This is a genomic window from Streptomyces sp. NBC_00271 (genome assembly GCF_036178845.1).
In the GTDB taxonomy this organism is placed as follows: Bacteria; Actinomycetota; Actinomycetes; order Streptomycetales; family Streptomycetaceae; genus Streptomyces.
This window is the reverse complement of record NZ_CP108070.1, coordinates 4988740-5010747: the sequence shown is the minus strand read 5'-3', so window position 1 is coordinate 5010747 and position 22008 is coordinate 4988740. Positions and strand designations below refer to the sequence as shown.

General features: G+C 69.2%; 19 protein-coding genes and 1 other RNA gene. 12 read left to right on the top strand and 8 right to left on the bottom strand.

Features of this window, described 5'->3' with window-relative positions; all coding sequences use genetic code 11:
• The first annotated feature begins 336 nt into the window (after nt 1–336).
• Together prfB and OG798_RS23075 are read left to right on the top strand one after the other, a co-directional pair.
• Nucleotides 337–1443: a peptide chain release factor 2 gene (prfB, locus tag OG798_RS23080; RefSeq protein ID WP_099941657.1), complete on the top strand. Its 1107-nt coding sequence runs from the start codon at nt 337–339 to the stop codon at nt 1441–1443.
• Between the two features lie 313 nt (nt 1444–1756).
• Entirely contained in the window at nt 1757–2365 is a 609-nt protein-coding gene (locus tag OG798_RS23075) for a hypothetical protein (protein WP_095854341.1), read from the top strand.
• Nucleotides 2366–2578: 213 nt separating this feature from the next.
• Here the strand turns inward: OG798_RS23075 and OG798_RS23070 are convergent, their stop codons facing one another.
• Nucleotides 2579–2770 carry a hypothetical protein gene (locus tag OG798_RS23070; protein ID WP_121415978.1) on the bottom strand — a complete coding sequence of 64 codons (192 nt, stop codon included), beginning with the start codon at nt 2768–2770 and terminating at the stop codon, nt 2579–2581.
• 366 nt (nt 2771–3136) lie between these two features.
• Here OG798_RS23070 and ftsE point away from each other — a divergent pair, with 366 nt between their 5' ends.
• From ftsE to OG798_RS23020, 10 genes are all read left to right on the top strand, one after another.
• The gene (ftsE, locus tag OG798_RS23065; protein WP_075029043.1) at nt 3137–3826 is read left to right on the top strand and encodes a cell division ATP-binding protein FtsE; all 690 of its coding nucleotides are present in this window, start codon (nt 3137–3139) and stop codon (nt 3824–3826) included.
• 31 nt (nt 3827–3857) lie between these two features.
• Entirely contained in the window at nt 3858–4775 is a 918-nt protein-coding gene (gene ftsX / locus OG798_RS23060) for a permease-like cell division protein FtsX (protein WP_095854343.1), read from the top strand.
• A 67-nt stretch (nt 4776–4842) separates the two neighbouring features.
• The gene (locus tag OG798_RS23055) at nt 4843–6009 is read left to right on the top strand and encodes a S41 family peptidase (RefSeq protein ID WP_095854344.1); all 1167 of its coding nucleotides are present in this window, start codon (nt 4843–4845) and stop codon (nt 6007–6009) included.
• A gap of 85 nt (nt 6010–6094) precedes the next feature.
• The gene (gene smpB / locus OG798_RS23050) at nt 6095–6637 is read left to right on the top strand and encodes an SsrA-binding protein SmpB (protein WP_054229635.1); all 543 of its coding nucleotides are present in this window, start codon (nt 6095–6097) and stop codon (nt 6635–6637) included.
• 105 nt (nt 6638–6742) lie between these two features.
• Nucleotides 6743–7130, top strand: a transfer-messenger RNA (tmRNA) gene (gene ssrA / locus OG798_RS23045).
• 174 nt (nt 7131–7304) lie between these two features.
• Nucleotides 7305–7922, top strand: a complete 618-nt coding sequence (locus OG798_RS23040) for a contact-dependent growth inhibition system immunity protein (RefSeq protein WP_097225703.1) — start codon at nt 7305–7307, stop codon at nt 7920–7922.
• A gap of 62 nt (nt 7923–7984) precedes the next feature.
• Nucleotides 7985–8458: a hypothetical protein gene (locus tag OG798_RS23035; RefSeq protein ID WP_267061985.1), complete on the top strand. Its 474-nt coding sequence runs from the start codon at nt 7985–7987 to the stop codon at nt 8456–8458.
• A 264-nt stretch (nt 8459–8722) separates the two neighbouring features.
• The gene (locus tag OG798_RS23030) at nt 8723–8911 is read left to right on the top strand and encodes a DUF397 domain-containing protein (RefSeq protein ID WP_267061984.1); all 189 of its coding nucleotides are present in this window, start codon (nt 8723–8725) and stop codon (nt 8909–8911) included.
• A gap of 24 nt (nt 8912–8935) precedes the next feature.
• Nucleotides 8936–9673, top strand: a complete 738-nt coding sequence (locus tag OG798_RS23025; protein ID WP_328757620.1) for a hypothetical protein — start codon at nt 8936–8938, stop codon at nt 9671–9673.
• A 75-nt stretch (nt 9674–9748) separates the two neighbouring features.
• Complete coding sequence (locus tag OG798_RS23020; protein WP_267061982.1) at nt 9749–11143, top strand: hypothetical protein; 1395 nt, start codon at nt 9749–9751, stop codon at nt 11141–11143.
• 6 nt (nt 11144–11149) lie between these two features.
• Here the strand turns inward: OG798_RS23020 and OG798_RS23015 are convergent, their stop codons facing one another.
• From OG798_RS23015 to OG798_RS22985, 7 genes are all read right to left on the bottom strand, one after another.
• On the bottom strand, nt 11150–14092 hold the full coding sequence (locus OG798_RS23015; protein WP_267061981.1) for a glycoside hydrolase family 3 protein: 2943 nt from the start codon (nt 14090–14092) through the stop codon (nt 11150–11152).
• Nucleotides 14093–14103: 11 nt separating this feature from the next.
• Entirely contained in the window at nt 14104–15117 is a 1014-nt protein-coding gene (locus tag OG798_RS23010; protein ID WP_095854350.1) for a LacI family DNA-binding transcriptional regulator, read from the bottom strand.
• Entirely contained in the window at nt 15117–17399 is a 2283-nt protein-coding gene (yicI, locus tag OG798_RS23005; protein ID WP_121418461.1) for an alpha-xylosidase, read from the bottom strand. The genes OG798_RS23010 and yicI overlap by 1 nt, the downstream gene beginning before the upstream one ends.
• An 11-nt stretch (nt 17400–17410) precedes the next feature.
• Nucleotides 17411–18232 carry a carbohydrate ABC transporter permease gene (locus tag OG798_RS23000; protein WP_121415983.1) on the bottom strand — a complete coding sequence of 274 codons (822 nt, stop codon included), beginning with the start codon at nt 18230–18232 and terminating at the stop codon, nt 17411–17413.
• Nucleotides 18229–19197 carry a carbohydrate ABC transporter permease gene (locus OG798_RS22995; protein WP_267061978.1) on the bottom strand — a complete coding sequence of 323 codons (969 nt, stop codon included), beginning with the start codon at nt 19195–19197 and terminating at the stop codon, nt 18229–18231. Before OG798_RS22995 ends, OG798_RS23000 begins: the two co-directional genes overlap by 4 nt.
• Nucleotides 19194–20489 carry an ABC transporter substrate-binding protein gene (locus OG798_RS22990; RefSeq protein ID WP_095854353.1) on the bottom strand — a complete coding sequence of 432 codons (1296 nt, stop codon included), beginning with the start codon at nt 20487–20489 and terminating at the stop codon, nt 19194–19196. Before OG798_RS22990 ends, OG798_RS22995 begins: the two co-directional genes overlap by 4 nt.
• 120 nt (nt 20490–20609) lie before the next feature.
• Entirely contained in the window at nt 20610–21965 is a 1356-nt protein-coding gene (locus OG798_RS22985) for an MFS transporter (RefSeq protein ID WP_095854354.1), read from the bottom strand.
• Nucleotides 21966–22008 lie beyond the last annotated feature (43 nt).

Here is a 22008-nt window from a genome sequence, read left to right as displayed (position 1 = left end):
GGCTTCGCCCCTGGCCCCGGGCCGGTGGTTCTTCGGCTTGCGGGCCGGTGGGGGTTGAGCGCGCAGTTCCCCGCGCCCCTGAGGGGCGGGGCTTCGCCCCTGGCCCCCCGGCCGGAGGTTGCTTGGCTGCGGGTGGGTGGGGGTTGAGCGCGCAGTTCCTCGCGCCCCTGGGGGCTGGGGCTTCGCCCCTGGCCCGCTGGGCTGGTGGGTCTTTGCCCGTGGGCCGGTGGGGGCTGGTCGCGCAGGTCCCCCGCGTCCCTGGCCCCCGGAGGGGCCTGCGCTGCCCCCGTCGGACGAGGGGCAAGCCTCGCTTGCGGCAGCCGTTACGCTGGAGGCGTGGCAGTCGTCGATGTATCCGAAGAGCTCAAGTCCCTCTCCTCGACCATGGAGTCGATCGAGGCCGTCCTGGACCTCGACAAGCTGAGGGCAGATGTCGCCGTGCTCGAGGAGCAGGCGGCCGCGCCGTCCCTGTGGGACGACCCGGACGAGGCGCAGAAGATCACCAGCAAGCTGAGCCACCTCCAGGCGGAGGTCAGGAAGGCCGAGGCGCTGCGCGGGCGTATCGACGATCTGAGCGTGCTCTTCCAGATGGCCGAGGAGGAGGACGACCCGGACACCCGTGCCGAGGCCGAGTCCGAGCTCGTCGCCGTCAAGAAGGCGCTGGACGAGATGGAAGTGCGGACGCTGCTCTCCGGGGAGTACGACTCCCGTGAGGCCGTCGTCACCATCCGTGCCGAGGCCGGCGGCGTGGACGCCTCCGACTTCGCCGAGAAGCTCCAGCGCATGTACCTGCGCTGGGCCGAGCGCCACGGGTACAAGACCGAGCTCTACGAGACCTCGTACGCGGAAGAGGCGGGCATCAAGTCCACCACCTTCGCCGTCCACGTCCCGTACGCGTACGGGACGCTCTCCGTGGAGCAGGGCACCCACCGCCTCGTGCGCATCTCGCCGTTCGACAACCAGGGGCGCCGTCAGACGTCCTTCGCGGGTGTCGAGATCCTGCCCGTCGTCGAGCAGACCGATCACATCGAGATCGACGAGTCCGAGCTGCGCGTCGACGTGTACCGGTCGTCCGGCCCCGGCGGCCAGGGCGTGAACACCACCGACTCCGCGGTGCGCCTCACCCACCTCCCCACCGGCATCGTCGTCTCCTGCCAGAACGAGCGGTCGCAGATCCAGAACAAGGCGAGCGCGATGAACGTGCTCCAGGCCAAGCTGCTCGAGCGGCGCCGCCAGGAGGAGCAGGCCAAGATGAACGCCCTCAAGGGCGACGGCGGCAACTCCTGGGGAAACCAGATGCGTTCGTACGTCCTGCACCCCTACCAAATGGTCAAGGACCTGCGGACCGAGTTCGAAGTCGGTAACCCCGAGGCCGTTTTCGGCGGGGAGATCGACGGATTCATCGAGGCCGGAATTCGCTGGCGCAAGCAGCAGGAGAAGTAGTTCGAGGTATCAACATCACCTCGATGCCTCTTTGTCGACAAGGCAACTGCCGCCCATCGGGCGGCAGTTGCCTTTTGTGTGGGGGGATTCTGGGTTTTACGTCACAGTCACATGTCCGCACGGCAGGCAAATGTCACTGATCCGGACATCGCGTACGCAACGACCTTGACGTTGCTGTGAAAACTGGGAATGGTGACGCGTGGCATGCGTATCTCCGGGGCGCATGTGAACCGGGGGGCTGAGAGAGCCACCTGTGACGCCGTGGCCCCGGGCGCTGCTCCATTGACGATCAGCTACTGGGGGTAGCAAACATATGACCAAGAAGACGCGTATCCGCGTGGCACGCATAGCAGCCGGTGTGGTGATCGCCGCCGGTGCTTCGCTGACTGCCGCGGGTGCCGCCTCGGCTCTCGACATCAACGTCGGTGTCACGGTCGACGGAGACCCGAGCGCCACTCCGACCGTCACGGGCATTCCCACCGGCACGGCCACCCCGACGACGACGCCGGGCACGCCCACGCCGCCGGAGACGCCCACCATCCCGGCCACGCCGACCGGCCCGGCCACGCCCACCACCACGCCGCCGACGGACGAGCCCACCGACCCCACCGAGGACCCCACCGAGCCCACCGACCCGACGGACACCCCGACGGACGGTTCCGGCACCGGCACCGGTGGCAATGACAGCAACCCCGACGGCGGCGCCAAGCCCGTCGAGCAGGGCAAGGGTTCCTCCGGTCTGACCGACACCGGCGCGAACACCTCGTCCGACACCTCCGCCCAGGGCAAGAAGGGGCAGCTGGCCGAGACGGGTGCCGCCGAGACCACGTTCCTGCTGGTCGGCGCCGCCACGATGATCGCGGGCGGTATCGGCTTCCGTCTGCTGCCGCGCCTCGCGAGCGGCCGCGGCGCCGCTGCCTGACGCAGCTGCGCACAGCACAAGAACACAGCACGAGAGGGGCCCGGAGCAGCTTGCTCCGGGCCCCTCTCGCGTCAAGCACATCAGCGATGCTCGGGGTGGTTCACAAGGTGACCGACCATCTCAGATGGTGGACCACCATGACGAACGCCATCATGAACGCCACGATGGCCACCTGAGACGGTGACTGAGGTCACACCGCCGCTCTCGCGAGACTCACACCGTCTGGTGCGCCAGCAGCGCCATCGCCGCGATCAGCACGGCGAGCAGCGCGATCAGCGCCATCGGGTTCAGTCCCGCGAAGGGGCTCTCCTGCTGCAGCCGCTCCCGGTTCGCGCGGCAGACCGGGCAGCGGCCCTCGCTGACGGGCGCCGCGCAGTTCGCGCACACCAATCGGTCGTACGTCATGCGCTTGCCCTCCTTGCGCCGTCCTCCGCCGTTTACATAACGCTGCGGGGAACGCAACCGTTCCCCTTCCACTGTGCCAGGTTCCGCGGGAAACGGCGCGGCTCGCCTTATCCTGCCCTGTGCTCCGCGGGTTAGGCGGGGAAACGGGCGCTTCCGGAGAGGGGACGGCGTCGGGTTCGCGGCTGCCGGCCGGTGGGGGCCGTACGGGCCCGTACAAAGGCCCGTACAAAAGGGCCCCGCCAAAGATCTGTACAAAAACGCACAAGCCCCGCACAACCCCCGCGCAACCCTGACCGGCGACTGCGCTCGTGCACCCGGTTCGCGTATGGTCACGCTCACCTACCCCCGGCGACCCGTGGTGCATCCGTGATCCGATTCGACAGTGTCTCCAAGGTCTACCCCAAGCAGACCCGCCCCGCTCTCAGGGATGTCTCCCTGGAGGTCGAGCGTGGTGAGTTCGTGTTCCTCGTGGGGTCCTCCGGCTCCGGAAAGTCCACCTTCCTGCGGCTGATCCTCCGCGAGGAGCGGACCAGCCACGGCCAGGTGCACGTCCTGGGCAAGGACCTCGCGCGCCTCTCCAACTGGAAGGTGCCGCAGATGCGCCGCCAGCTGGGGACCGTGTTCCAGGACTTCCGCCTGCTGCCGAACAAGACGGTCTCCGAGAACGTCGCCTTCGCGCAGGAGGTCATCGGCAAGTCCCGCGGCGAGATCCGCAAGTCCGTGCCCCAGGTGCTCGACCTCGTCGGGCTCGGCGGCAAGGAGGACCGGATGCCCGGCGAGCTGTCCGGTGGTGAGCAGCAGCGCGTGGCCATCGCGAGAGCCTTCGTGAACCGGCCCAAGCTCCTCATCGCGGACGAGCCGACCGGCAACCTCGACCCACAGACCTCCGTCGGCATCATGAAGCTGCTCGACCGCATCAACCGGACGGGCACCACTGTGCTGATGGCGACGCACGACCAGAACATCGTGGACCAGATGCGCAAGCGCGTCATCGAGCTGGAGCAGGGCCGCCTCGTCCGCGACCAGGCGCGCGGCGTCTACGGCTACCAGCACTGACGACGGTCCACGGAAAGGCTTAGCAGACGCCATGCGCGCCCAGTTCGTTCTGTCGGAGATCGGTGTCGGTCTCCGTCGCAATCTGACGATGACCTTCGCGGTCGTCGTCTCGGTCGCCCTCTCCCTCGCCCTGTTCGGCGGTTCGCTGCTGATGAGCGACCAGGTGAGCACCATGAAGGGCTACTGGTACGACAAGGTCAACGTCTCGATCTTCCTCTGCAACAAGAGTGACGCGGAGTCCGACCCCCACTGCGCCAAGGGGGCCGTGACCGCCGAGCAGAAGGACCAGATCCTCGGCGACCTCAAGAAGATGGCCGTCGTCGAGAAGGTCTCGTACGAGTCGTCGGACCAGGCGTACAAGCACTACAAGGAGCAGTTCGGCGACTCCCCGCTGGCCAGCTCCCTCACGCCGGACCAGATGCAGGAGTCGTACCGCATCAAGCTGAAGGACCCGCAGAAGTACCAGGTCATCGCGACCGCCTTCGACGGCCGTGACGGCGTGCAGTCCGTGCAGGACCAGAAGGGCATCCTGGACAACCTCTTCGGGCTGCTCAACGGCATGAACTGGGCCGCGCGCGCGGTGATGGCGATGATGCTCGTCGTCGCCCTGATGCTGATCGTCAACACGGTGCGCGTCTCGGCGTTCAGCCGGCGCAGGGAAACCGGCATCATGCGGCTCGTGGGCGCCTCCGGGTTCTACATCCAGGCGCCGTTCATCATGGAGGCCGCGGTCGCCGGACTGATCGGCGGGGGCGTCGCCTGCGGATTCCTCTTGGTCGCACGGTATTTCATCATCGATCACGGCCTCGCGCTGTCCCAGAAGCTGAATCTGATCAACTTCATCGGCTGGGACGCCGTGCTCACCAAGCTGCCGCTCATCCTCGCGACGAGTCTGCTGATGCCCGCGCTTGCGGCGTTTTTCGCGTTGCGCAAGTACCTGAAGGTGTGACGCATGCCAAGGGGGCCGTACTGCCAACCAGCGGTACGGCCCCTTGCGTTGTCCTAGACTCACCGCCATGTCAGGCCGAGACCTGTTCTGCCAGCCCCGCCGCGCAGGCCGCGGGGCCGCCCTGACATTGCTTTTCGCGAGTGTCCTCGTCGCGGGGGCCGCGACCGGGTCCTTCGGTGATCCTGACCGGAAATCCCCGTCTCCCTCGGCGCGTTCGACGCCGACGGCCCACCGCGAGACGGTCACCGACGCCGCCGCCGAGGCGATGGCCGACGGCAAGTCCCCCATGGAGGCCGCCGAGCGGGCCGTCAGCCGCAGCGGGGACCGCTGGGGCGCCGTCTACTCCCAGGGCGAGTACGAGGAGTTCGAGGAGGCCCTCGACGGCCAGTACACGGGCGTGGGGCTGTGGGCCCGGCGCGAGCGTGACGGCCGGATCGAGGTGACCCGGGTGCAGAGCGGCTCGCCCGCGGCCGCCGCCGGGATCCGCACGGGCGACCGGCTGCGCAGCGTCGACGGCGAGAAGGTGGACGGCCGGCCGGTCACCGAGGTCGTCGCGTTACTGCGCGGGGACGCGGACGCCGCCGCCGCCGGTACGAAGGTCTCCCTCGGTCTGGAGCGCGGCACACGCGCGTGGAGCGAGACGGTGCGCCGGGCGAGGCTGTCCACGGACTCCGTGACCGTCCGAAGGCTCCCCGGCGGCGTCACCGTGATCAAGGTCGCCGCCTTCACCAAGGGCGTCGGTGACGCCGTGCGGACCGCCGTCGAGCAGACCCCCGAGCACGCCGGGATCGTCCTCGACCTGCGCGGCAACTCCGGCGGACTGGTCACCGAGGCCGTCACCGCCGCCTCCGCCTTCCTCGACGGCGGCCTCGTCGCCACCTACGACGTCAACGGCGCGCAGCGCTCCCTGCACGCCGATCCCGGCGGCGACACCACCAGACCCCTGGTCGCGCTCGTCGACGACGGCACGATGAGCGCGGCCGAACTGCTCACCGGGGCCCTCCAGGACCGCGGCCGTGCGGTCGTCGTGGGCTCCAGGACCTTCGGCAAGGGCTCGATCCAGATGCCGAGCCGGCTGCCCGACGGCTCCGTCGCCGAGCTGACCGTCGGCCACTACCGCACCCCCGCCGGGCACGCCGTCGACGGGCGGGGCATCACCCCCGACCTGGAGGTGGACGCGGAGGCCCTGGAGCGGGCGGAGACCGTACTCAGCGGTCTCGGCGACCCTTCGTAGTCACCGGCTCGATGCTCTTGTAACTCGGTGCTCTTGTAATCGGCTTTCCCCCGGACCCCCCTGTAGTGCGAAAATGGTCAGCACTATGAGCAAGGGAATGTACGTACCGAAGGAGTCCCAGCCCAAGCAGGGCGGAGGGGCCGCGAAGGCCAAGGACGGCAAGCGCAAGATCGTCGCGCAGAACAAGAAGGCTCGGCACGACTACGCGATCATCGACACCTACGAGGCCGGGCTCGTCCTGACCGGCACCGAGGTGAAGTCGCTGCGCCAGGGACGCGCCTCGCTGACCGACGGCTTCGTCCAGATCGACGGGAACGAGGCGTGGCTGCACAACGCCCACATTCCCGAGTACAGCCAGGGCACCTGGACCAACCACACGGTGCGCCGCAAGCGCAAGCTGCTCCTGCACCGCGAGGAGATCGACAAGCTGGCGTCGAAGTCGGAGGAGACGGGTCACACGATCGTGCCCCTCGCCCTGTACTTCAAGGACGGCCGCGCCAAGGCCGAGATCGCGCTCGCCCGCGGTAAGAAGGAGTACGACAAGCGGCAGACCCTGCGTGAGAAGCAGGACCGCCGGGAGTCGGACCGCGCGATCGCGGCGGCGAAGCGGAAGCAGCGGGGCGAGTAGCCACGGGGAATACGGTGGCATCGACGTGCGTTGGTCACGTACGATGGGATCTGCACCCCACAGCGGGTGCGCAACCCTCTTCGGAGGGGCTTGAAAACACAACATGGGGATGATCGGTTTCGACAGCGGATGTCGAAGCAGGGGAAGCGTGTCGAGGAAGCGACAATGATCTCGTTAACCATATGTCGCAACCAATAATCGCCAATTCCAAGAGCGATTCCCAGTCCTTCGCCCTCGCTGCCTAATAACAGCGACTGAAGGACCCTAAATGGGTGTCAGCCCGGGGGTGTTCCCGACCCGGACCCTGGCATAATCTAGGGAACTAAACCATCGAGCCCGGTCACGGGGTTCGATGGGAAATCAAACAGTGGCTGGGCCCGTCGGCGACTTGTTCGCGTGATCACCGGGGCCGAGAAAATCGCAGCGAACTGCACACGGAGAAGCCCTGATTCTGCACCGGTGGACGCGGGTTCGATTCCCGCCATCTCCACGATCAGGAGGTCCTCCCGGACCTCCACATCCCATGTGGGCAAAGGCCTCGTCGCTTTCGAGCGGCGGGGCTTTTGTCATGCCTGCCTGTGGTGATCGCCGCACCCGGCCGAGTCTGCGGTGGCCGTGGCCGTACTGACCGGTCTGGCCGTCCAGCCAAAGTAAGGAGTGGCAGGCAGTGGAGCGCTTCACCGCATTCGATTTCGGTGTCTCATGGGTGATGAGTTTCTTCCACCAGGACGGGACTCATGACGGGGACACGGCCGCCGACATCGTCGCGAAACACCTCTCGGAATCGGCCGACGAACTGGTCCTGGCGGTCCGCCGCGACGCCCGGACACTCCTCGACAACCTCCCTTCGGAGACGCTCGAGGTGCTGTGGACGGCCGGAGCGCAGTACATGGCGAGCTTCGAGGGGACCTCGGGATCGGAGTGGACGCGGACGGTCATCGGCCTGTGTGATGCCCGGCTCGCCGCGAAGGCGGATGTACGCCCGCTCACCGGGGCCGACGTGGAGGACGGCTGGGGGTGTCGGGACGCCGTCGTCGCTGAGATCGAGCGGGCGGAGTTCCTGGCCGTCGAGGTGCGCGAGGCGCTCGTCGACTGCGCTCGCCACTGCACTCCGGACCTGGCGTTCCGGGTGCTGCTGAGGGCTGTAGTGAACGCCCCTGGCGGGTCACTGTCCCCGGAGCAGTACACGAGGATGGAGACCATCGGATCGGCCCTCCACTACGGCGAGTTCGTGGTGGACTCCGCCGAGTTCCTGGTCGAAGGGGAGCCGCCGTCACCGGTATGAGCCTATGATCCGGCGAATTCCTACTGACCCGATGCCTGACTCCGTAAAGGACCCACCTGCCCGTGTTCCTGCTCCGTCTCCTCCCTCCGCTGCCCCGCGAGATATCCCTCGCCGTTGTCGGGCTTGTCTTCGGGCTGTTCCTGGCTGTGCACGGTGCCCTGCAGGCCTATGCCGAGGCGACCGGCGTCCCCGGCACGGTCACTCTCACCGACTGCACGCCGGCGACCGGTGGCTTGAGTGACCTGTGGCAGGACGGCTGGGCCTGCGAGGGCTCGTTCGCCGCCACCGACCACACCGTCAGCATCAGCAGCGTCGCCGTCGACGGGGTCATCGACACCCGCCCGGCCGACGGCACCCTGGCCGCCCTCGTCGACAGCTCCGGCGACCACACCGCGACCCGCGACGGCTCCGGCAGTTGGAAGATTCCGACGCTCACCGGCGTCGTCATCCTCGGCTTCACCGCTTGGCGGATCCGCTCCGTCAGGGCCCTGTTGCGCCTGCGCCGAGCCGTACGGACCGCCGAGTCGGCTACCTGACGGCTGGAGGGGCAGGGCCGTGTCCGTCACCTCGTCGGGGAGCTTCCAGGACGTGGCCTGTTCGCGAAGGAGGGTTCGGGCCCGGCCCAAGCTGCGGGCATGTCGGGGGAGGCGCCACTCGATGTCCCGGGGGAGCGCGGAAGGGGAGGGGCATGCCGACCCCGGCAAGGTCAGCTGCCTGGCACAGGTGCATGGCATGATCCGCATGCAGGCCTTCGGAGTTGAGGAGTCGGCAGCGTTCATCAGGAAGGTGGCAGAGGAGCTATGAGCGAACCGTTGGCATGGTTCAAGTCCAGCTACAGCGACTCCCAGGGCGGCGAATGCCTCGAAGTCGCCGTCTGCGCCCACACCACCCACGTCCGTGACTCGAAGCTCGGCGCTGGAAGCCCCCGCTTCGCGGTGCCGGCGGACGCCTGGGCCGCGTTCCTTGCGTACGCCGCCCGCGAGGCCTGAGGCGGAGCGGCCGGTGACGGCGGCATGAGCATCGGTCACGAACCGCGTCACCTCCTCGTCCGTGCCCTCGGCGCCCCGTCCCCGCTGTACGGGACGGACGCGGGACCCCTCGCGGAGGTCGCCGACTTCACACAGAGCGTGTCGGTCGACTCACTCGGACTCCCCGACGAGTCGGCTCGCGAGCTGCTGTCCTGGTCACTGACGCGCCCACCCGGCGGGTTCACCGCACGCCCGGCCTTGCGGAAGCACGTCGAACGGGGACTGGAGCTTGCCCGGGCGGTGGCGAGGCATCTGGGGCCCGCATGGGTGGTGCGGTACTGGGACGAGCGGCAGGACAGGGCGAAGTTAGTGTGCTGGGGATGCGGACGTCTGGACTGGGCCCTTGAGGAGCACGGCGAGCCCCCGCACCCGCTCCACATCGTGGTCGAAGGCGAGTTCAAGTGGTACCCGCTCCGCGCGGAGGGGTTCGGGGACTTCGCGCCGGACGGTCCCGTCGGCAGCCTCCATCTGTCCGAGGAACTGGTGGCCGATCTGTACGCGTGGGCGAAGAGCATCGACACCACGGTGAACCTGGACCTGCGGGACCGGGAGGACGGTAAGTACGACGACGAGTGGGAGCGGCTGTTCCACGCAGGGACGGAGCTGGCGAGACGCGTCGCGCACGAGCTCGGCCCTGCCCGGAAGGTGACCTACAAAGGCCTGGCGAACGGTGGTCCGGCCGCCATGACGTCGGTCACCTGGCACGGCGACCGGGACGTGTGAAAGTCCGCTGAACACGGCCGGTGAAGTGCGGTTCGTGTGCGACGTGAGAGACCTGAACGGCTGGAGGGGACGACTGTGACGGGACGGCAGGAGCCGTACTACGTGGAATACGACGCGGACTTCGGACTCAGTGGGCTCGCCGAGGCGTTCACGCTCTCGCCCGCTCCGGAGGACACCGGCGCGGCACTCGGGCTCGTCACGGCGAAGCTCGACGCGTATGACCGTGAGTGTCCCGTGGGCAGCGTCGACCATCTCAGCGCGGATGAGCGGAGCATCCTCGGCTATGACACCAGCCACGACGACTGGGGGTACGCCGAGGAGCTGCGCGAGGACGTGCGCGGGCTCGTCGAGTCCCCGCTGGCGGACGAGGCGATCCAGGCCGTGTGGCGAGCGGCCGCCGGGGGCGGGTGGGATCCCGCGGCGCACGGCATGAGCGCCCGTGACTGGCTGCGGCGCATCGACGAGACCTGCGCCGCACGCCCGCCCCGGAAGATCCCCGGGCGGCGCCCGGCACCTTCCTCGTGGTGGGGCGCCTGGCGGCCGGCGGCCGACGAGGCGCGTGACGACGTCGTCGCGGAGATCGCGGAGATACGGTCCTGTCGCGAGCGGTCGGCCGGTCCCCTCCCTTCCCCCGACACCCTGTCGGCCCTCGAAGAGGTGGCCGCCCGCGTGGATCCCGATCTCGGCTTCCGGCTCTTCCTCCGCGCACTGAAGGTGCACTCCGTGCGGATAGAAAAGGCGCGGTACGACCGGCTCCAAGCGCTCGGTGAGAGGTTCGGCCACCCCGCTGCGCTCATCGACTCCGGTCTCGACATCGCGTGGCCGCCCATCGACACCGCCCGCCGCGATGCCACCTGGGACTTCGGGTTCTCCCACCTCGCGGGGCAGGCCCATCAGGACTGGCGTGAAAGCCGGGAGGAGATCCGGAAGACGGTCGCGGGCGACGACATCGGGCAGACCCCGGGCTCCGAGGCGGCGGTCCTCCTGGAGGACACGCTCCGGCTGCTGCGGTCCGCACTGCCCGACGCCGCGGTCACCGCCCTGTGGGCCGGGGCCTCGAACAGCCCGGGGAGTACCGACGGCCGGGACTGGCTTCGGCTGATCGCGGACGTGTGCCGGGAGCGGCTGAGGGAGGCCGCCCCCGCGTACACACCCGTGGTGGCGCCCGCCCGCACCGAACTCGCCGACCCGGTGCTGCGGGAAGTACGGGAGACGGCGCTCGCGGTGGCGGACAAGGTCGTCAGCCCCCACTGGCATCCTGTTCCCGCCGCGGACGTCATGGACGCGCTGGAACACGTGGTCACCCGGATCGATCCCGATCTCGGGTTCCGCCTGTTCCTCCGCGTCCTGCGCACGCTGTCCGTGTCCCTCACACAGGAGCAGTACGACCGGTACAAGGCGATCGGCGAGCGCTTCGGGTACGGCGAGTATCACGTCTCCGACGTGGACCACCTGATCGAGGCCGGCTGACCCGCCTCAGCGCAGGGTGAACGTGGACAGCCGCACACCCCCGCTCAGCACCAGATACACGCCCGTACGCCCCTTCGCCGCGCCGGTGAGGGCGGCGTTGACCGTCGTGTAGTCGTACGGGGATGCCGTGCCGCCCGTACGAGCGGTGCCGACGAGCGGGCCGGTCGGCGAGCCCAGCCGGACCTCGACCGTGCCGGGCGAACCGGCGACGCGTGCGCTGAACTCGGAGGCACCGGAGCCCAGTTCGGTGTCCGCGAACTTCAGCCAGGCCCCGTCGGCCGTCGCGCCCACCGCCGTCCCGCGCGCCTTCGACTCATCGACCAGACGGACGGAACCGGGTGAGTAGTCGTCGAAGTTCTCCGCCCGGGTCACCTTCGTGAGGTCCCGGGCCGGGATCGTCTCGCCCCGTACCGTCCATGACGTCCGGGAGCGGATGTCGGAGGACGAGGCGCCGACCAGGACGTCGTACGTGCCGCTCTCCACCACCCACTTCGAGCGGGTGACGTCCCAGTGCGCGAGGTCCGACGGTCGTACCTTCAGTCGGACCGTCTTCGTCTCGCCCGGCTTCAGGGACACCCTCGCGTACGCCTTCAGCTGCTTCAGGGGCTGCTTGTCCCTCGATGCCCGCTGGTGGGTGTAGAGCTGGACGACCTCGTCGCCCGCCCGCTCGCCCGTGTTCGTGACCGCCACCTCGTAGCCGCCGGCCACCCTTTTCAGCGCGCCGTAGCGGAACGTCGTGTACGACAGGCCGTAGCCGAAGGGATAGAGCGGCCGCCCCTTGAAGTACTGGTAGGTGCGGTCGGACTTGATGATGTCGTAGTCGAGGATCGAGGGGAGGTCCGATGCCGACCGGTACCAGGTCTGGGTGAGGCGGCCCGCCGGGTTCGTGTCGCCGTAGAGGACGTCGGCGAGCGCGTTGCCCGTCTCCTGGCCCGCGTGGGTGGTCCACAGGAGGGCCGGGACCTCCTTCTGGAGGGTGCCGAGGGTGGTCGGGTAACTGTTCTCCACGATCACGACCGTCTTCGGGTTCGCCGCGCGCACCGCCCTGACCAGGGCCTCCTGTGACGGGGCCAGGCCCATGTCCGTACGGTCGTGGGCCTCGCGGCCGTTGATCGCGGGCATCGAGCCGACCACGACCACCGCCGTGTCCTTGCCCCGCACCGCGGCCACCGCCGCGTCCACACCGCTGCGGACGACGTCCTTGGAGTAGTGGGCGGCCCCCGACTTCTCGACCAGGCCCAGGGTGCCGTCGGGTCCCGTCGGGCCGAGGTAGACCGGGTTCGACCACCAGGACTCGGTGGTCTCGTATCCGGCGTACCGGAGCAGGTACGTCCCGTCGTCCTGCTGCTCCAGCTTGAACTGCTGCTGGACGTACCAACCGTTGGGCTGGACCTGGTCGTTGACGAAGTTCGACCAGTTGTAGCCGACGTACTTGCCGTTGGCGGCCGAGCGCAGGGTCACGATGCCGGAGCCCCAGTCGAACGCGTCGAACTGGGCCGCCACCCCTGTGTCCGTGCTCTCCCGCAGGGCTCCACCGGCCTGCGACACGCCCGCCGTCACGTACTTCCCCGTCGCCGTGTCCTTCAGCGCGATGCGGTCGACGCCCTCGCTGCTCCCCACCGAGGTGCCCAGCTTCGAGGCGATGCCGTCGGCGGGCGTGACCGCGTACGGCAGCGTGCCCGAGTACCAGTCCGTGTAGAGGGTGTCGGCGAGCGGGCCGACCACGGCCACGTTCTTCGCCGAGGTCTTCAGGGGCAGTACGCCGTCGTTGTTCTTGAGCAGGACCGCGCTCTCCGCCGCCGCCTCGCGGGCCAGTTTCTGGTGGGCCGGGCTGTTGATGACCGACTGGTCGATCGAGCCGTACGTGCCGCCGTTCGGGTCGAACTCGCCGAGCCGGACGCGGACGGCGAGGAGGTGGGAGACGGCCGTGTCGACGTCCGATTCCTTCAACAGGCCCGTATTCAAGGCCGACTTGATGGCCGTGGTCGTCGGGGCCGAGTCGCCGTTGTTGTCCGTGAAGCTGTCGATGCCCGCCTTGAGCGCCGCCGCGTCGCCCTCGGCGAGGGTGGGGTAGTACTGCTGGTCTCCGGTGAGATTGCCCGGGGCGAAGGCGTCGGTGACGTTCAGGAGATCTCGGGAGGACCACGTCCGTACGACGTCGTCCAGGTCCGGGTTCACCGTGTCGGGGCGGCCGTTGACCAGGTTGTACGACGCCATCACACCCGTCGTCGCGTCCGCCTCCACCGCCGGTCTGAACGCCGCCTCGTCGTACTCGTGCTGGACGCGCGGGCGCAGGTCCGAGGACGTGGTGGTGCGGTTCACCTCGTTGTTGTTGGCGAGGTAGTGCTTGAGGGTGGGGGCCGTCTTGAGGTGGTCGGGGTCGCCGCCGGTCAGACCCTCGCCGTACGCCGTGGAGATCGAACCGGTGAGGTACGGGTCCTCGGAGTAGCCCTCCTCGTTGCGTCCCCAGCGCGGGTCGCGCAGGAGGTTGACCACGGGCGCCCACAGGTTGAGGCCCCAGCCGTCGGGGCGTTCCTGCTGGAAGCCGCGCGCCTCGTCGCCGACCGCCGAGCCGACCTGCTGGATCAGCGCCGGGTCCCAGGTGGAGGCGAGACCGATCGCCTGCGGGAAGACGGTCGCCCTGCCGAGCCAGGCGACGCCGTGCAGGGCCTCGGTGCCGGTGCGGAAGGACTGGATGCCGAGGCGGGGGATCGCGGGCTCGTACTGGTGGAGGAGGGAGATCTTCTCGTCGAGGGTCAGCCTCCCGAGCAGGTCGCTCACACGTTCGGTGACGGGGAGGCGGGGGTTGCGGAAGGCGTACGTGGGGTCGTCCGCCCCTGCCGGAGTGATGGCTGTCAGACCGGCGGTCAGCGCCAGCGCCAGGACGAGGGAGGCCCGCTGTCTTCTCCTGCCTTCTCTGCTTCTCTTGCTTCTCTTGCCTTTCCTCATGTCACGGCTCCTCAAGGGGTGAGCGTGCGCGGTGCGGTACTCGCGCGTTCCGTCAGCCGGGGTGCGAGGAGCGTGGCCTCGGGTACGTCGGTGCCGCCCAGCTTCTTCATCAGCAGTTCCACCGCCCGCGCGCCCACCTCGGTGGACGGGATGGCGACGGAGGTGACGGGGACGCGGACGTTCTCGGCGAGCTCGTCCGGGCAGATCGCGGTGACGGAGAGGTCGACGGGGACGCGCAGACCGAGCTGTTCGAAGGCGTCGATCAGCGGTTCCAGGACCGGTTCGTTGTGCACGACGACGCCGGTGAGCGCCGGCTGTTCGCGCAGGAGCCGTTCGGCGACCCGGCGGGCGGCGGCGGGCGAGGCCTCGCAGGGGTGGACGGAGGACGCCAGCCCGTTACGGTCGGCGGCGGCGGTGAAGCCCTCCACCACGCGCTGGGCGAACGCCGTCCCCCGTACGTACACCTCGGGCGGCGACCCGACGAGCGCCACGACCCGGTGCCCCAGCCCCGCCAGCCGCTCGACGCACAGTTCACCCGCCGCCTTGAAGTCCAGGTCGATGCAGGTCAGCCCGGCGGGCCCGGCCGGGAACCCGATGAGGACCGAGGGGCGGTCCAGGGCGCGCAGCAGCGGCAGCCTGGGGTCGTGGAGCTGGACGTCCATCACGATCAGCGCGTCCACCAGCGCGGTGTCCGCGACCCGCCGCAGCCCCTCCTCGCCCTCCTCCTGCGTCAGCAGCAGGACGTCGTGATCGTGTTGCCGCGCCGCCGTCACCACCGACACCGCGAACTGCATCACCACCGGCACATGGATGCCCGCCCGCAGCGGCACCACCAGCGCCAGGACGTTGGACCGGCTGCTCGCGAGGGCGCGCGCCCCGGCATGCGGGCGGTAGCCGAGTTCGCGAATGCTGGCCTCGATGCGCTGCCGGGTCTCCTCGGAGATGGGGCGCTTGCCGCTCAGGGCGTAGGAGACGGTACTGGGGGAGACCCCGGCGTGCCGCGCCACATCGGTGATCTTCACCATCAGGCCGGCTCCACCGTGAGGAACCCGGTCCCCGCCTGTGCCCGCGCGGTCCGCTCCCCGGAGGCCAGCCCCCAGGGTGCCGAGGGATCACTGCAGGACGCCCGGAGCGTGTCCCCTTCCCGTACGACGGTGAAGGTCACGTCGCCGACCGGCACGGTCACCTGGGCGCCCCGCTCCAGGCCGTACGCCCTGAGCGTGACCCCGTCGGCGTGCGCGTAGTCGGGCCGGTCGTCCACCGCGCCCACCGGGATCACCGCGCCCGGCCGGACCAGCAGCGGCACGCTCAGGAAGCCGTGCCGCTCGCGCACCCAGCGCGGACCGGTCACCGTGCGCCCCGTGAGGAAGTGGGTCCAGGTGCCGTCCGGGACGTAGTAGGAGACGTCTCCCTCGTCGCTGAAGACGGGCGCGACCAGCAGGTCCGGGCCGAGCATGTACTGCCGTTCCAGGTGCGCGCACCCCGGGTCGTCGGGGAACTCGAGGACCATCGCCCGCATCATCGGCACGCCCTCCGCGTGGGCGGCACGGGCGGCCTCGTACAGATAGGGCATGAGGCCGAGCTTCAGCCGGGTGAACAGCCGCAGCACGTCCACGGCCTCCTCGTCGAACAGCCACGGCACCCGGTAGGAGGACGAGCCGTGCAGCCGGCTGTGGGAGGAGAGGAGCCCGAAGGCGATCCACCGTTTGAAGAGAGCGGGTGTAGGTGTTCCCTCGAAGCCGCCGATGTCGTGGCTCCAGAACCCGAACCCCGACATGCCGAGGCTCAGCCCGCCGCGCAGCGACTCCGCCATCGACGCGTACGTCGCCTCGCAGTCGCCTCCCCAGTGCACCGGGAACTGCTGGCTGCCGGCGGTCGCCGAGCGGGCGAAGACGACGGCCTCCGCCTCGCCCCGGTGCTTGCGCAGCACTTCGAAGACGGTGCGGTTGTAGAGGTAGGTGTAGTAGTTGTGCATGCGTTCCGGGTCGGCGCCGTCGGCGTACGCCACGTCGACGGGGACCCGCTCGCCGAAGTCGGTCTTGAAGCAGTCGACGCCCTGGGCGAGCAGCGCCTCCAGTTTCGAGGCGTACCAGTCGCGGGCGGCCGGGCTGGTGAAGTCGACCAGCGCCATGCCCGGCTGCCACAGGTCCCACTGCCACACACTGCCGTCGGGCTTCCTGAGCAGATGACCCAGGGCCTTGCCCTCCGCGAAGAGCGGGGAGCGCTGTGCGATGTACGGGTTGATCCACACGCAGATGTGCAGACCCTTGTCCTTCAGCCGCGTCAGCATGCCTTCCGGGTCGGGGAAGACGCGCGGGTCCCACTGGAAGTCGCACCAGTTGAACTCGCGCATCCAGAAGCAGTCGAAGTGGAAGACGGACAGGGGGAGTTCGCGCTCCCGCATGCCGTCGATGAAGGAGGTGACGGTGGCCTCGTCGTAGGAGGTGGTGAAGGACGTCGACAGCCACAGGCCGAAGGACCAGGCGGGCGGGAGGGCCGGGCGGCCGGTGAGCCGGGTGTACTTGCGCAGGATGTCCTTCGGGGTCGGCCCGTAGATCACGTAGTACGTCAACTGCTGTGTCTCGGCGCTGAACTGGACCCGGGAGACCGCTTCCGAGGCGACCTCGAAGGAGACACGGCCCGGGTGGTCGACGAAGACCCCGTAGCCCGCGTCCGTCAGATAGAAGGGGACGTTCTTGTACGCCTGTTCCGTCGCCGTACCGCCGTCGGCGTTCCACATGTCCACGACCTGGCCGTTCTTGACGAGCGGGCCGAAGCGCTCGCCGAGGCCGTAGACCTGGGTGCCGACCCCGAGGTTCAGCTGCTCGCGCAGATAGTGGGCGCCGGCCGTGTCCCGCATGATGCCCATGCCCTTGGGGCCGCTGGTGGTGAGGACGCGGCCGTGGGCGAGGAAGTCGACGTGCCAGGGGGTGGTGCGGGCGACCCGGACGGACAGGGCGCCCGCGGTGAGGGTCGCGTGCGCGTCGTCGTACTCCACGGTGGGGGTGCTGCGCTCTTCCGGAGGACATCCACCGGACCCTCGGACGCTCCGGTGGAGCTCGAAGCGGGGGCCGCGCGGTTCCTCGCCCTGGAAGTGCGTGAACGTGACGCCGATGACGTCCGGCATCGGCGCGTGCGCGCTGATCGTCACGACCGGTCCCTTCAGCAGGTCGCCGCGGTGGCGGATGGGCTGGGTCGGCGCGTGGATGTCGAGGGTTCCGTCGGACGCGCTGACGTCGAGGACCTCGACCGGGTGGGCCGCGGTGACGCCCTCGCGCAGCAGCCAGTAGCCGTCGGTGAACTTCACGCCCACACCCCTTACTTGACCGCGCCCACGGCGATGCCGCGGGTCAGTGTCCGCTGGAAGACGAGGAAGAAGACGATCGCGGGGAGCACGCCCAGGAGGGCCGCCGCGTTGGTCATGGTCGCGTCCATCAGGCGTTGGCCCTGGAGGACGCCGAGCGCCACCGACACCGTCTGGTTGTCGTTGGAGATCAGCATGACCAGCGGCAGCAGGAACTCGTTCCAGGTCCAGATGAAGAAGAAGACCAGGAGGACGCCGATGGTGGGGCGGCTGACGGGGACCACGATCCGCCACAGCACCTGCCACTTGTTCGCCCCGTCGATCCGGGCGGCCTCGATGATCTCGCGCGGGAACTGCCCGAGGACGGAGGACAGGAGATACGTGCCGAAGGCCGCCTGGACGACGGTGAACACGATGATCACGCTGAGCCGGGTGTCGTAGAGGCCCGCCTGCTTGCTCAGGTAGTAGATCGGGTAGACCAGCGCCTCCTGCGGCAGCATGTTCGCCAGCACGAAGAAGGCGAGGACCCAGGTGCGGCCCTTGATGCGGCCGATGCCGATCGCGTACGCGTTCAGGACGGACAGCACGGCGGCGCCGATCGCCACCGAGCCGGAGATCAGGATCGAGTTGACGAGTTTCTGGCCGTAGTCGACGCGCTGCCAGAAGTCCTTGAGGCCGTCGAGGTAGAGGCCGTGGGGCAGGCCGAGGGGTCCGTTCGACGCGTACTCGGCGGGGGACTTGACCGCGTTGATCGCGACGATGCCGAAGGGCAGCACCATGAACAGGGCCGCGATGATCAGGGCCACGAGGACGGGATAGCGGCGTACGGCGGTCATGCGCGGAGTCCTTCCTCGGCGTCCTCGGCGCGGGTCTGGAGCTTCAGGCCGATCAGGGCGAGTACGAGGATGATCACGGTCAGCACGGTGGAGATCGCGGCGCCGTAGCCGACCTGGGTCTTCTCGAAGAAGGTGGTGAAGGAGAAGTAGGACGGCACGTCGGTCGCGCCGCCGGGACCGCCCTTGGTGAGGACGTACACCGCGCCGAACACCTTGAGCGCGGCGATCGTGCACCAGAGGAGGACGACGTAGATCTCCGGGCGGATCTGCGGCAGCGTGATGTGCCCAAAGCGGCGCCACCAGCCCGCGCCGTCCAGCTCCGCCGCCTCGTACAGCTGGGGGTCGACGCGTTGCAGCCCCGCCATGAAGACGACCAGCGGGAAGCCGATCTGCACCCAGACCATCACGCCCATGACGCTGTAGAGGGCGAGGTCGGGATCGCCCAGCCAGTCCCGCTGGAGCGAGCCGAGGCCCACCGCCTTCAGGAGTGCGTTCAGGGAGCCGTTGTCGGGGGCGAGGATCCAGCTCCAGACGATGCCGGCGACGGCGATGGGCAGGACCTGGGGGAGGTAGAAACAGGCGCGCAGGACGGCGGCGACCTTCGTGCCGAAGTGCTTGCCGACGAAGTCGAAGAGGGCGGCGGCCAGCACGAGCCCGAGGACCGTCGGTACGGCGGCCATGGCGACGACCATGAACAGGCTGTGCCGGAAGGACGCCCAGAACTCGGAGTCGTCCATCAGCTCGCGGTAGTTGGCGAGCCCCGACCACTTCGGCGAGCCGACGCCCTGCCAGTCGGTGAAGCTCACGCCGGTGTTCATCAGGAACGGCACGACGATCACGGCGAGGAAGGCGAGGACGCCGGGGAGCAGGAAGAGGGCGTAGGAGGAGTGGGGGCGGCGCGGGCGGTCTGTGCGGCTGCGCTGCCGCCGGACCACCCGTCCGTCCCGTTCGACGGTGACCGTCATGTCTTCGGCGCGCCCTTGTCGTACGCCGTCTGCAGCGCGCTCAGATAGGCGTCCGGTTTCTCGCTCCCCGTGATCAGCTTCTGGGTCTCGGAGACGAGGACGTCGTAGAAGCCGGCGACCGGCCAGTCCGGGTAGAAGGCCAGACCGTCCTTGCCGGAGAGCGTGTTGAAGTCGGCGATCAGGGTCTTGGCCTTCGGGTCGGTGATGGCGGCGGTGTCGGCGCCCACCGGGACCCCGCCCTTGTTGCCCAGCAGGTTCTGGATCTTCTGCGACATGGTGATGTCGATGAAGTCGTAGGCGAGGTCCTTGTTCTTGGCGCCCTTGGGGACGACCCAGAGGTTGCCGCCGGAGCCGAGGGTGAGGTTGCTGCCGGGCCAGAGGAAGGTGCCCCAGTCGAACTTGTTCTCCGTCTGGAAGCGCCCGTACCACCAGCTGCCGCTGAACAGGATCGGGCTCTTGCCCTGGATGAAGGAGACGCCCGCGTCCTCGGCCTTGAGCGAGGTGGACTTCTTGCTGATGTAGCCCTTCTTCACCCAGTCGGCGAAGGTCGTGGCGGCGTACGTCCAGGCGGCGTCGTGGAAGTCCGTCTTGCCCTTGTAGAGCTCGTACTTGTCGACCCACGAGCGGTCGGCCTTGGAGAGCGCGAGCTGGTACAGGTACTGCTGGGCCATGTACTCGGCGCCCGCGTTCGCCAGCGGGGTGATGCCCTTCGACACGAACGTGTCCATGGCGGCGGTGAGCTGGTCGAGGGTGGTGGGCTCCGCGATGCCGTACTGCTTGAAGAGATCCTTGTTGTAGAACACCATCGTGTACTCGGCGTAGTTGGGCACGCCGTACCACTTGCCGGAGCCCATGACCCCGCCTGTGTCGTACTGGCTGGTGGTGCGCACGCCCGCGCTGAGCTTCTTGTCCCAGCCGCGCTGGGTCGCCTCGGCGGTCAGATCGGTGAGCAGCCCCTGCTTGGAGAGCAGCCCGGCCGTCGCGTTGCCCTTGTTGTACTCCATGATGTCGGGCGCGTCGTTCGAGTTGAGGACCATCGGGGCCGTCTTCTGGATCTGCTCGAAGCCCTTCTCCTCGAACTTCACCTTGACGCCGGGATGCTTCGCCTCGAACTCCTTGATGGCCTCGTTCCAGGCCACGCCCATCGCGCTGTCCGGCCCTTCGTAGTGCCACAGTTTCAGCGTCTTGCCGTCCGAGGAACCGCTGTCCGAGCCGCCGCAGGACGCCAGCAGCAGGGAGCCCGCCAGGGCCACCGCCGCCGTCGCCACCGCACGCCTTCGTGTCGTCGACATCCATTGCCTCCGGGGGAGTTGGATGGGTTTCGGGACCGTCACGCAGCGTTCGTCGAATCGTTTCGATGCGTGACGTCGAAGCGCTTCGACGGGGGAAGGTATGTGGGGGTCCCGGGTGCGTCAATGGGGTGCGTCGGAATTGGGGCCGAGGGATTGGCGGCGGTTCGGCGGGTCGGACGCCGGTGGGATCGTGAGGGAGATCGCGAGCGCGCTTCCCGCCGCTGCGATCGGCACCCCGTATCCCGCCGTCGCCGATATGTGTTCGACCAGCCAGCCGCCGGTCGCCGAGCCGCAGGCGATCCCGCCGAGCAGGCCGGTCACCGCGAGGGTCATGCCCTCGTTCAACCGGCCTTCGGGAGTGCGCCGCTGGACGAGGGCCATGCCGGTGACCATGGTCGGCGCGGTCGCGGCCCCGGCGAGCAGCAGTGCGCCCGCGAGGGCCGGGAGCGAGCCGGTCAGGGAGGCCGCGAGCAGGGGGAGGGTCATGAGGGCCGTCATGACCGCGAGGCACGACGGATGGCGCCGCTCGGCCGGACCGGCCGGCTTCCGCGCCCCGTACAGCAGCCCCGCCACGCACGACCCGGCCGCCTGGAGGGCGAGCACCGCGCCCGCCGCCGACCGATGCCCCTGTGCGTCCGCGAAGGCGATCGTGACGACCTCCATCGAACCGAAGACGGCACCGGTGGCGAGGAAACAGAGGAGCAGGGGCGGCATTCCGGCGGCCAGGAGAGGGGACCTGGAGGGCGTACGGGGCTGGGGCGGCGGCTCCGTCGAACGCTGGGCGGCGAAGATCAGCACGCCGGTCATCATCAGCACGCCGCCCACCAGCGTGCCCGCCTCCGGGAAGAACGTCCCGCACAGGAAGGCCGCGCACACCGGGCCCAGCATGAAACACAGCTCGTCCGCGGCCTGTTCGAAGGAGTTCGCGGTGTGCGCGGCGGCCGGGTCGTCCCGCAGGAGGTGGGCCCAGCGGGCGCGTGACATGCCGCCCGTGTTGGGGGTGGTGGCCGTGGCGGCGTACGCGGCGAACAGGGTCCAGTCCGGCGCCCCGAAGCGCACGCACAGCAGCAGCGCGACGCTTCCCAGCAGGGCGAAGGCCGTGGCCGGCACCGCGATCCGGGCCTGGCCGTGGCGGTCGACGAGCCGTGCGGTCCAGGGCGCGACCAGCGCGGTCGCCGCGAGGCCGGTCGCCGTCACGGCACCGGCGAGGGCGTACGAGCCGCGCGAGCCCGCGATCATGATCACCGCGCTGACGCTGAACATCCCCATGGGGAGCCGGGCGAGCAGGTTCCCGACGGTGAAGGCGCGGGTGCCGGGGATGGTGAAGAGGCGGTGGTACGGGGTTGTCCGGCGGTGCGGGGCCTTCTGGTGGCGTGGGGCCTGCCGGCGACGGGGGCGGAAGTCGGCGATCACCAGGCTGTCGCCGGTGGCGGTGAGCAGGAGCGGGAACGCGTGCTCGGAGGGCTGTTGCGGCATGGGCCAACCGTCGCCGGGTGTGGGGTGGACGGTCCAACACCTA